The following is an 11,225-nucleotide window of genomic DNA, read 5'->3' as shown; positions in this document are numbered from 1 at the left end:
TTTATGGATGGATTTATTGAAAATAGGATAATAAGAGAGTAAAATAGATTCAATTGCAGTTATGTCTTAAGGAGGAGCTCTATAGTGGTAGGTCACAGAAAGAACTTGCTGAGCGTACAAGATCTTGCAATTAATGATGTAGGAAATATAATTAAGTTGGCTAGTCAATACCTAGGAAATAAAGCTGCAGGGTGTCATGTTTTAAAAAATAAAACAGTAATAAATTTATTTTTTGAAGATTCAACACGTACACTTGTATCCTTTGAAATAGCAGCAAAAAGTCTTGGAGCAAATGTTATAACTTTGCCGATAAAGGCTTCTTCTATTAATAAGGGAGAAGATTTAAAAGATATGGTGAAAACATTGAATGCAATGAATCCTGATTATATAATAATCAGGCAAAAAAGTAGTGGTATTATTAATGTGCTAGCTCAGTGTGTTAATTGTTCACTGATTAATGCAGGCAATGGGAGTAATGAGCATCCAACTCAAGCCCTTACTGACTTTTTTGTCATCAGCAGTTATAAAGATCAAATGAAAAATCTCAAAATTGTAATATGTGGGGATGTTTTACACAGTAGAGTTGCAAGATCAAACATAAGATTACTGAGAATGTTTGGAGTGAAAATATGTTTGATTGCACCACCAACTTTGATTTATAGATATTTTACTGAAGTAGATTCAGTTCATTATTCATTGATTGAAGGTATAAAAGACGCTGATGTAATTATGCTTTTGAGGTTGCAGAGGGAGCGTATGAATAATGGTTATTTTATTTCTTCAGAGAGAGAATACTTTCATTTGTATGGGCTTGATTCACAGAAGTTATTGTATGCAAAACCGGATGTGATTGTTATGCATCCTGGGCCAATAAATAGAGGTGTTGAAATTAGTGATGATATAGCAGATTGTGTTATTTTAAAACAAATAGAGTTTGGGTTAGCAATACGTAAGGCAGTGTTGCATTATTATAGTCCTTGCTAATACTAAAAAAATATGTAATTCTATAAAGCTTATACTTGGTTTAGTATAACAACTTCCACACATGAGGAGTTGTTGCTTGGATGTAGCAACTCTTTATGTGTTTGTTTAAATTAAATTGTGTGTTCATAATAGATTAGACCAACTGTACAATCAAATATTTTCATTAAGCTATTTTCTAGGTGGGAGTTCAATTCTTGATATTAACTTGATAACATAATATTATTTTCTTCTGAGTCAAGATGGCTAGAGTCTGATAACAATTCGCGATTTGGATTACCTATTTTGCTAATACTGCTTGTTACTTTATCATTTTTTATAGACAAGCTATAATTGTCACTATCCTTTATTATTTTGATAAATGCTTGATCTTCATGTAAACACACTATAAGCTTCCTTACATCCCATCGTAAATTGCAAATTTTCCATTTTCAAAGTAAAGTTTTACCTTTCTATCAAAGTAGCAATCTTATAATTGATGATGCAGCTTATGTCAAAATTTTCATATAGATTGCTTCTCAGCTCCCTCAGCTTTATTATACGAGTTTCTTGTGCTGTTATAATCTATAATAACATTTGCCTTATGCTTTCTTCTTGAACTTAATCAGAGCTCTTTTCTATTTTTAGGATTGTTTCTTTCAATGCTATTTGTTTTTACTCTTTATTTTATTTAAATATTGCCGATTTTTTAGGTGGTTTTGAGTCATAAAATAAATTAGTAGACCACAAATTTCAGTCTTATCTTCAGCGCTTGAGCAGTTTTACTTGATTATAGAAAACCCTTCTCTTCTTTGGATTTTTTACTTTGCTTTGGTAGGCCTTTTGCATCATTATTTTTGGAATAAAAAACATTAGAGTTTTCCTATCTCCTGTTGCCGTGTAAAGAAAATTATCAATAAAATTTGGATAAGTTTCTTAATATATGCAGTGACTACTGCCCTCCTTGGGAAGGATCAATAGCTTTTTTGATTGTTTATTCTAGAATAATGCTCTTGTATTCATCACTGGCTAATTTTGCAAAATCAACAAGTTTTTCCTCTTCTGTTAATTGTGCAACATATTCTGCTAAACTTTTCATCAAAACTTTGCCAAGGTCTAACTTAGAGGTTAAATAGAATATTAATGCATGGACAAATTTATACTTGATGACTATAATTATAAGTAAATCACTACTGTTTCTAGCGTTTTCAGCATAAGAGTATGTATATATGACTGCTACTTAAATACTTTTGGTAGCTTTTCTTATCCTCAAATAAGAGCAGTCTAAAAAGTTAGCACGTTTCCGTGTGCTAAAAATGTGATTATTGTCTTTTTTATTCTAAAGATTTTGTTGAAAGCTTTTACAATATCTTCCAGCACTTTGAGAAGACCTTCGTTATTGATAATGTCGTCGTTATTCTGATTAGTAAGATCTTTAAAAACTTTTGTTCTGGAATAAGTCAATGTTCTGATTAAACTTGCTGTCAGTATTATCTTCGTATCTTCGGTAACTTTTAGATTTGTTCTACCCTGAAATGTTGTTGACTCTGTTTTTGTTTGTGATACTTGTTAGATCTTATTTTTTCTGAGCTTTTCTCATCTCTCTGAATTTACTTTCTGTTGGAGATATTATTCCATATTTATTATAGATTCTTTTAATTTGGCCAATACTTATACTAGTATATACAAGTTTTTCGGAAATTTTTTCGTATAATACATTGTATTCCACATTTGGATATTTTTTATTTTTGCTGGATCATTAAGCCACTCTTTCATCCTTCTTTGGGGAGCTTCTCCTAATAATTTTCTAATTTCTTTTCTATTAATATTTGTTCAGAATTTTTCTTATCTGTTTTTAGTTTGACCTTTTTCAAGCTCTGAGAGTATGCGACATAATAAGTTTCCTATATATGAAGCTATAATATTGACTTATTGGCATATATTTATGATTATGGTCCTTACTGAGTTTGTTTCGTAATTTATATAACATTTTATGTCGTCTTTGGCACAAGAATAGATAACTTATTTATTGTAAGCAAAAATACCCTTTTCTCTGCAAAATTTGTTTATTATTACTTAATAGTGAAGGTTTTTTAAAGAGTTATCTTCTTGGAGATGTTTCTTGTATAGTTAATTCAAAACTGCTTTGCTAAAAAAAGCACCGTGAGCTTGTTTTTACAGATTGGTTTGTAAAAGCATGGTTGTTTATGATCTTTGTATTTTTAACAGGTTGATAGTTGTTTGTTCTGGCTTTACCTGTTGTTTGTAATTTATCTCTTATAACTCTAGTTCTATTATTTTGTTTTGGTGCATAGTTAGACATTTTGCTCTTTATTTCATGCTTAATTTTTGGATATATGTTTTAACCTTGGTGTAATTTTCTTAAAAAATAGTAAATTTCCATTTTAGCAAAAGGATATGAGTAATTAACTCAGTATGTAAAATCATAGAGTATAGCTAAAATTCTATACAGTTAGATTTCTGGATCATGTCAGGTGGAGTGATAGGACAATGCTTTAAAAGCAAATTGACTTTCATTCTGCTGAAGCATTATATTAAAGTTACAATGGGTAACTAGCTCAGTTGGTAGAGCATTTGCTTGACGTGCAAAAGGTCACTGGTTCGAGTCCAGTGTTGCCCACTTTTGCCCATGAAAATGGTTTTATATGATAGCAGTGCACAACGGTAAACATTCAATAGCAGAGTCCAGGCGTTTAATTCATTCCATAATAATAGTCGCAATAACGATGTTTATGGAGGTAATAGGTGGAATAATTTCACATTCACTTGCTCTATTATCAGATGCAGGGCATATGCTTATTGACCTTTTTGCTCTAGTTTTGAGTTGGATAGCACACAAATTTTCAACTAAGAAATCTGATCTGCAGAGATCATATGGATATCACAGGTTGCAAATAATTGCGGCATTTGTCAATGGTTTAACTTTATTTTTCATTTCAGTGATCATTATTATTGAGTCAATAAAGAGATTTATTTTTCCAGTTAATATTGAGTGGGGAATAATGTTAATTGTTGCTACGCTTGGGCTGATTGCTAATATTATAGTTTTCTTTATATTGCATAGTAAATGTGAAAGTAATATAAATATAAAAAGTGCCGTGTTGCATGTTATAGGAGATATTTTAGGTTCTATAGCTGCTATATTTGCATCTATGGTTATTATGCTAACTGGATGGCAGGTAGTAGATCCTATTTTGTCGGTGTTTGTCAGCATAGTAATTCTCAACAGTGGCTATAAAATTCTTAAAAGTTCTTGTCATGTTCTCCTTGAAGGCACACCTGAAGGGGTGTCTGCTGAAGGGATAAAGAGTGAGATTGTATCTAAGCTACCTGAAGTTATTGATGTACATCACATACATGCATGGTCGCTGTCTGACAATTATTTTATAATTACCATGCATGCTAAAGTAAGGCAAGATGCACAACACACTGATATTTTGTATGAAATAAAAAAAATACTATTAAGTGAGTTTGAAATTGCACATTCCACAGTTGAGATTGAATACGATGAGTGTGCTGATGATAAGATATTGAAGATATAGTTTAATGTGTTGGTGCTAGCTATGGAACTTAGAGCAAAAGAGATTTACATAGTTTCTCAAGAGTGGTATTTTCTAAATACTGAAAATAGAATCAATAGTCGAGTTAACATTGGACTAAAAGCTTAGTAAAGCTTTTTTTTTATAGTTCTGTCAGATGGAAACAAAGTTGTACTCATTTATAATATTTTTATAAGGATCTATTAGAGTGGTTCTATACTATATGCTTTATTGAGTAGCAATATTCTAATTGTTTGAAGTTAGAGGGATGAACGAACTCTACGTTAAAATTAAAAGCAGTGGACTTGTAGAGCGTAGAGAAGATAAATGAGCTTTTAAGGCTATATTGCATTGAAAATGTTATCTTTTTAAAAGCAAATATTGTGCTGCTGTTTAATTTATTAGATTAAAAAAGATAAAGATAAAAAATGTGTATATATTAGACGGTTACTAGAAATTGAATATCAAACCAGCCTCAATGCTATGAGTTGATATGCCATCTACAATAGGTATTGGAATACTAAAGTAGCGGTAACCAAGGAAAGATTTAATTTCTGGAATTATTGAGTAATTGATACCAAGTTTCACTTGATAAGCAAACCAAGGAACATTCAGTGGCATTGGATTTTGTGGTGGTCGATTAATCTTTCTTAACCTGAAAACTGCTGGCCCTATACCAAGACCAATATATGGGGCAGTTTGTATACCTTGAATACTAGGGTTATAATAAACATTTGACAAAAATGCAAATATACTAGCTGATCTATCAAATACTGGAGAAGGATTACCATTTTTAATATCAACTTTAGAGTATGCAACTTCAAAATCAACTCGGCCGTTTTTTCCAGCATAATAACCTAAAGATATGCTGTGAAACCACTGAAAGTTAATTTCACCATTAAATTTTTTTACGCTTTCAATTTTGTCTGTAACTATATTTTTTATTATAGCGTCATAACGACTTTTGACTAAAGTGAAAACTCTCTCTCCAATTGCTTTTATTCCGTTTACAAATGGCTTTGAATTATCAGAGTATATCTTACCGCTATTAGCGCTGACATAAAAATCAAGTTTTCTGTCTTTAACTAATGGAGTATCTTTTTCATTATATTTTTTAGGTTCATGGCATATAGATTTTTCTATGGGTATTAAATTTTCTATGAGATGTTCATTTTCTGAATAGCTTTCATTAGCTTGAGCAGAAAGAAAACTGATATGTAAAATTAGTAATACATTAAAAACAACAGATTTTCTAATCATGAATAAACTTACAACTCATAACATTACTATACATCTCTTTTCTATTAAAGAATTAAGAAAAAACACTTCCAATTAAATAATCTCTTTCCATTCCTATAATATTAGCTTTCACAATGCTTTTGGTCTGAACCTTTGATGAAAGCTTTACTAGTGCAAAATTTTCTGCTCTGCCAATATTGTTTTGTTCAACTAGAACACTTTGATTAGTACCTATCAAAGATTGATAAAAGCTACTCATCATTTCTTTATTCATTTTTATCAAGTTCTTTATTCGTTCTTTACGTACATTTTCAGGTACTTGTGGCATTCGTGCTGCAGGTGTATTCTTTCGCTTTGAGTATGGAAAAGCATGTAAGTAAACTATGTTAACTTCCTTTAAGAGATTCACTGTGTCCTGAAACATTTTATCGGTTTCTGTTGGAAATCCAGCAATAATATCAGCACCAAATGCAATATCAGACCTTAAGCTTTTTACCTTATGGCAAAATTCTATAACTTGTTCTCTGCTATGACGACGTTTCATTCTTTTTAAGATTAAATTATTACCAGATTGTAGACTTAAGTGCAAATGTGGTGTAAATTTTGGTTCATTGACTATTAAGTCCATTAATTCATCGTCAACTTCAGCAATATCAATAGAAGAAAGCCTAAGCCTCTTTAATTCTGGGATATTTCTTAAAACTCTTCTGATCATTAAACCAAGTGAAGGTTTACCAAATAGGTCTGTGCCAAAATCAGTAATATCAACTCCTGTAAGCACTACTTCCTGGTAACCATTTGCTACGAAAATCTTAATTTGCTTAATAATACTGCTTATTGGCACGGATCGGTTATTTCCTCTTGCTTGAGTGATTGAACAAAATGTACAGTTATGATTGCAGCCATTTTGAATTTTAATAAATGCTCTTGACTTGTCTTTAAATTTCTTAATTAGAAGAGCACTTGCTTGGTTACCATTAACTAATATCTTATCATTACTTAGCAAGTAATTTGTAGCTTTTAGCTTATCTTGATTGTTTAATACTTTGCTTACACCAGGGATGTTGCTATACGATTCAGGGTCTAATTGAACGGCGCAGCCAACTACAATAATTTCTTTAGTTGGATTATTTTTATGGATCTTGCGTATTTTTTGTTTCACTTGACGTTCCGCTTCATTTGTTACTGCACAGCTATGTACTACAACAACATTTTCTCTCTTTGCTTTTCTTAATGCTTCTTTGATTAATTCACTTTCATAAAAATTTAGACGACAACCAAACGTTACTACTTCGTTCATACTAGACTTCAATAGACTTTATAATTTTATTATTATATCAAATATTCAAGTAAAGTCATTGAATCCATTGGTTATAGTAAATAACTTTATGTTTTTGTTGACTGAATTGTACTTCTAGATGTAGATAAGCTTATGTTCAAAGCTGTATTGATTTTTTGAATATTTTTCCTGAAAAGGCTTGATAGATAGCCTTATTTTAATCGTTTATAACCTTTGGCACTACAAAATATCCATGTTCAGACTTTGTATTGGATAGTATTTCTTCTTTAGTACTTTGAGAATTAACAACGTCATCATGTATGTGAATATCCTTATCTATAGCACCGTAACGTACAGGAGAAACACCTTCAGTGTTAACTTGCAATAAAGTATCATGTATCCAATCTAACATTGTTAATTCCTTGGAGTAGTGCTCAGCTTCATCGTTTGATAATTTAATTCTTACAAGTTGTGCAATTTTAAGCGTTTCTTCTTTGGTAATTGTTACTTTTCTCTTATTTACAAATTCTATTAGTGAAGTGATTACGTCTTTTGTTGACTTAATTGGCATCTTTATCTCCTTGGATAAAACGAGTTAAAATATTTGCGATTGAAATGATTTCTATTTTGCTGATTTTTTCGAGTTTGTGAAGTATGGTATCTGTAGTTACTAGTTTGTCTAGAGAAGAGAAAGAGATTTTTTCAACTGCGTTTCCTGAAAGCACACTATGTGTTACGCATGAAATTACAGACCTTGCTCCTTGACTTTTTAAAACAGAAGCTGCATTACATAATGTTCCACCAGAATCAACTATGTCGTCAATGATAATGCAATTCTTACTTGTCACTTTCCCTACTATATTCATTATCTGAGATGTGCCTGCTTTTTCTCTATATTTATCTACTATAATAATCTTATCGCTTAATTTTATCTTGTGCTCTTTCTCTAAAGTCTTTGCAAAAGCACGTGCTCTACCGATTGCTCCAACGTCAGGTGCAACTATTGCTAAATTTTCTGTGTGTATAGATTTAGCAAATACTTCAAAGCAGCTTAAATTAGTTACTGGTATATCAAAAAAACCTTCGATTTGATTTGAATGTAAATCGATAACTGCAACACTACTTGCACCTGCAACCTGGATAAGATTTGCGACTAATTTGGCACCTAAAGCAGATTGCGTATTATTATTTTTCGTAACCCTATCTTGCCTGCTGTATCCATAATAAGGGATAATTGTTATTATTCTTTTAGCCCCTAATCTCTTTGCTGTATCAATTGTGAGCAGAAGCTCCATAAGGTTGTCATTTGCAGGGAAAGAAATTGACTGTATTATGTATACTTCTTGATTATAGATATCATCTTCTACATATATACTCATTTCATCATCAGCAAACCTTGATACCTGAGCAAGGGATGGTTGGATATTTAGCTTATTAACTATTAATTTTCCTAATTCTTTACTAGCGCTGCCTATTATTATCTTCATAACCTGCTAACTGAACTTGAAATTATACAGAAATTATAAGATAATAGAAATACGGATTAAGTACAAAAGCTAATTGACAAATTCCCCCCCACTGATAATGAAGGTATTCAAATTATTTTTAATCTGTGCAGAATTAGTGAAGAGATTATTATATAGTTGGTATCTTATGTATAATTTTTTTGCACTATGTGCACCATATATCTTTATCAAGCCTGTTTTTTTTGCTTATGCAGGTTTAAATGTATTTATAAATTATTTAAGATAATACAAAACGTCAGTTTGCAAGTGGGCAGCTATCTGCTGAGGTTTCCCTTACCTTATTTGTAAGGTCTGCTTTAACTTGGAAGTTGTTAATTGCAGCGTTTAAGTTTTTAAAGGACGTCAATACTCAAATAGATGTTAGTTAGGATTTCTTTTGCCTTTTTTTCTACTTAGTAAATTTCTCGAGTGTTTATAATTAATTACAATTATGAATGAACATTTGCTTTTACAATAGATGTTGTTATTACGGCACGTAATGCTTAAATCTAATTTATTATGCAGCCGCTTAGTTGAAATTGAGTTTTTGGGTCTTAGTGCCTAGATAGAGGAATTACTTGGAGACATATACAATGAAGTGACATAAAGTTCTAGCATCATGCGCTGAAACAGCACACTTACAGTGTGTGCTATTTTTATTAAACCAGCTGTGAAAAAACAAGTGTTAGTGCTTTGGACTATACCCACCTTGATAGACTCAAATCGCAGTGTTTGTGTAGTTATGATTTTTATACATAGAGTAAAGCTAAGCAAAATGGCATATGACTTAAATTCACTGATTACCTTTAGAATTCAATATAAAACTTTCCATCGCAGGTCGTTCCCCATTCTTCTTTGAATTTTTCTAGGTGTGTCTTTTTCTCACATTCTAAGAGTAGCTCTTTTATATTTCTGTTATAACCTTCGGTGGTGATTCTTCCTTGATGGTGCATAAACCTTAGATAAATTAAATAAGTATTAACTACATCTGTTTCACAATAATTTCGAATTTCTTGTATCTTGCCACTGTCATATAAATCTATAACTTGTGACCCATCAACTCCAGTTTTACCAGGGAGATTAAGTGCTGCACAAACTTCATTCATTTTTACTCTTGCGGAAGCTCCAAAGTCAGAGAGGGATTCAAGTAAATCACAGTGCCAATCACTACTATACTTTTGATTGTAGCTGTTCCACTTATTGCCGGCTTTATAAAAATATTCTGCTTGAATGCCATGGACCATAGCACGATATTTTAACACTGGCATATCAAAAGTACGCCCGTTAAATGAAACTAATCTCGGTCTTTTCTCTGACATGTAATTGAAAAATCCCTTTACTAATTCCTTTTCACTGGAATTTATTGTGCCTCCAGACCTAATTTCTTGTAGCGTGAATATCTCGTGGCCATTCCTGTAGCTTATGCTGCAGGATAAAAAACTGATAACTATGATATAATGAAGAGGCTGGCGAAGAAAAGGGTTTTGTCCGTTTGTTATTTTGAGATGGTACTTTGTCAATGCATCTCTTTTCTCTTCCATGCTGCTGTTATCACTGATATTAAGTAGATTCTTGCAGGAATTTATGTCTGGTATAGTTTCAACATCAAACACCATTAAGGAATTAAGCATCATTTATATACTCCTCAGGGCAATCAGTCCAGGATCGTACTTTCACAAACAAAAATAGGTGGACTTTACGCTCAAACAATTTCTCTAGTTCAGAACGTGCTTCAATGCTGATTTTTTTAATACAACTGCCATTCTTCCCTAACACTATTTTCTTATGGCTATCTTTTAGCACGAATATGACCTGTTTTATGACTAGACTTTTGTCTTTTTTTTCCTGAAATTGTTCAGTTATAACAGCTGTAGAATATGGTAGTTCCTCACGTAAGTTTAGGGATAATTTTTCTCTTGTGGTTTCTGCTGATAAAAAACTTGTAGAAGAATCAGTTATTTGATCTTCTCTATAAAACCAAGGACTCACTGGAGCAACTTCAGATAAGTAATTTATCAAATCAGGGAGTCCATTGCTTTTTAGTGCTGATATTATGAAAATCTTTTCAAATCTATAGAGCAAACTCAAATATCTGTAGGCCATCTTTACCTTGGGCTTGTTTACTAGATCAACTTTGTTAATAACCAAAATGCATCTTATTTTTGTATGCTGCAACCGTGCAAATATGATTTTGATTCTTTCTATGCTTTTAAGATAATTGCTTATATCAACGAGCAACAGAGTAATATCGTCACCCTTGATTGCTGACCATGCAGATCTAACTATAGCTTTTTCAAGTTTTGTTCCTGCTGAAAAGATTCCAGGAGAGTCAGTAAAGATAATTTGCGTTTTATTACGTATTGTAATACCCTTTGTTTGTGTTCTGGTTGTTTGTGCTTTTGGAGTAACAATTGCGATCTTTTTCCCTACAATGCTGTTAATTAATGTAGACTTTCCAGCATTTGGTAACCCTGCTATAGTAACAAATAAGCATTTTTGTTCTTTCACGAAGCAGATTGTAGAGAAAACTGAAGTTTAGTGTCAAGTACATAGCAGTGCGAATTTCCTATGAATAATTAACTCTCTAGAATTAATGTAGTTCACTAACTGATCTAAACAGTATTAATCCTCTACTTATTGAAGTCTTGTAACCTATTTGAAAGTATTTTCAGGGAAATTTGC

General features: G+C 31.8%; 9 protein-coding genes and 1 tRNA gene. 3 read left to right on the top strand and 7 right to left on the bottom strand.

What is annotated here, in order from left to right:
• Positions 1–84 precede the first annotated feature (84 nt).
• A complete protein-coding gene (locus tag GOY12_RS03550) occupies positions 85–984 on the top strand; it encodes an aspartate carbamoyltransferase catalytic subunit (protein WP_218938928.1) in 900 nt (299 codons plus the stop codon).
• 200 nt (positions 985–1,184) lie between these two features.
• Here GOY12_RS03550 and GOY12_RS03545 read toward each other — a convergent pair whose 3' ends face one another.
• On the bottom strand, positions 1,185–1,367 hold the full coding sequence (locus tag GOY12_RS03545; RefSeq protein WP_175818661.1) for a hypothetical protein: 183 nt from the start codon (positions 1,365–1,367) through the stop codon (positions 1,185–1,187).
• 2,161 nt (positions 1,368–3,528) lie between these two features.
• On the opposite strand from GOY12_RS03545, the gene GOY12_RS03540 reads away from it, so the two are divergent.
• A tRNA-Val gene (locus GOY12_RS03540) sits at positions 3,529–3,601 on the top strand.
• A gap of 25 nt (positions 3,602–3,626) precedes the next feature.
• Positions 3,627–4,523 (top strand): cation diffusion facilitator family transporter, encoded by an 897-nt coding sequence (locus GOY12_RS03535; protein ID WP_175818660.1) that lies wholly within the window; start codon positions 3,627–3,629, stop codon positions 4,521–4,523.
• Between the two features lie 447 nt (positions 4,524–4,970).
• Here GOY12_RS03535 and GOY12_RS03530 read toward each other — a convergent pair whose 3' ends face one another.
• From GOY12_RS03530 to era, 6 genes are all read right to left on the bottom strand, one after another.
• Positions 4,971–5,780, bottom strand: a complete 810-nt coding sequence (locus GOY12_RS03530; protein ID WP_175818659.1) for a P44/Msp2 family outer membrane protein — start codon at positions 5,778–5,780, stop codon at positions 4,971–4,973.
• A 52-nt stretch (positions 5,781–5,832) separates the two neighbouring features.
• Positions 5,833–7,059 carry a tRNA (N(6)-L-threonylcarbamoyladenosine(37)-C(2))-methylthiotransferase MtaB gene (gene mtaB, locus GOY12_RS03525; protein ID WP_175818658.1) on the bottom strand — a complete coding sequence of 409 codons (1,227 nt, stop codon included), beginning with the start codon at positions 7,057–7,059 and terminating at the stop codon, positions 5,833–5,835.
• Positions 7,060–7,255: 196 nt separating this feature from the next.
• Complete coding sequence (locus GOY12_RS03520; RefSeq protein WP_175818657.1) at positions 7,256–7,609, bottom strand: Asp-tRNA(Asn)/Glu-tRNA(Gln) amidotransferase subunit GatC; 354 nt, start codon at positions 7,607–7,609, stop codon at positions 7,256–7,258.
• Positions 7,599–8,525, bottom strand: a complete 927-nt coding sequence (locus GOY12_RS03515) for a ribose-phosphate diphosphokinase (RefSeq protein WP_175818656.1) — start codon at positions 8,523–8,525, stop codon at positions 7,599–7,601. Before GOY12_RS03515 ends, GOY12_RS03520 begins: the two co-directional genes overlap by 11 nt.
• A gap of 824 nt (positions 8,526–9,349) precedes the next feature.
• Positions 9,350–10,174, bottom strand: a complete 825-nt coding sequence (locus GOY12_RS03510; protein ID WP_175818725.1) for a 3'-5' exonuclease — start codon at positions 10,172–10,174, stop codon at positions 9,350–9,352.
• A complete protein-coding gene (era, locus tag GOY12_RS03505; protein WP_175818655.1) occupies positions 10,167–11,051 on the bottom strand; it encodes a GTPase Era in 885 nt (294 codons plus the stop codon). The genes GOY12_RS03510 and era overlap by 8 nt, the downstream gene beginning before the upstream one ends.
• Between the last annotated feature and the right edge of the window lie 174 nt (positions 11,052–11,225).

Origin of the sequence: Wolbachia endosymbiont of Dirofilaria (Dirofilaria) immitis (assembly GCF_013365455.1) — a bacterium.
In the GTDB taxonomy this organism is placed as follows: Bacteria; Pseudomonadota; Alphaproteobacteria; order Rickettsiales; family Anaplasmataceae; genus Wolbachia.
The sequence above is the reverse complement of the archived record's forward strand: the minus strand, read 5'-3'. Positions and strand labels throughout refer to the sequence as shown.

Coding starts and splice junctions, on each gene's coding strand:
- mtaB (WP_175818658.1), bottom strand. CDS start 7,059: ATGAACGAAGTAGTAACGTTTGGTTGTCGTCTAAATTTTTATGAAAGT.
- GOY12_RS03535 (WP_175818660.1), top strand. CDS start 3,627: ATGATAGCAGTGCACAACGGTAAACATTCAATAGCAGAGTCCAGGCGT.
- GOY12_RS03520 (WP_175818657.1), bottom strand. CDS start 7,609: ATGCCAATTAAGTCAACAAAAGACGTAATCACTTCACTAATAGAATTT.
- GOY12_RS03530 (WP_175818659.1), bottom strand. CDS start 5,780: ATGATTAGAAAATCTGTTGTTTTTAATGTATTACTAATTTTACATATC.
- GOY12_RS03510 (WP_175818725.1), bottom strand. CDS start 10,174: ATGCTTAATTCCTTAATGGTGTTTGATGTTGAAACTATACCAGACATA.
- GOY12_RS03515 (WP_175818656.1), bottom strand. CDS start 8,525: ATGAAGATAATAATAGGCAGCGCTAGTAAAGAATTAGGAAAATTAATA.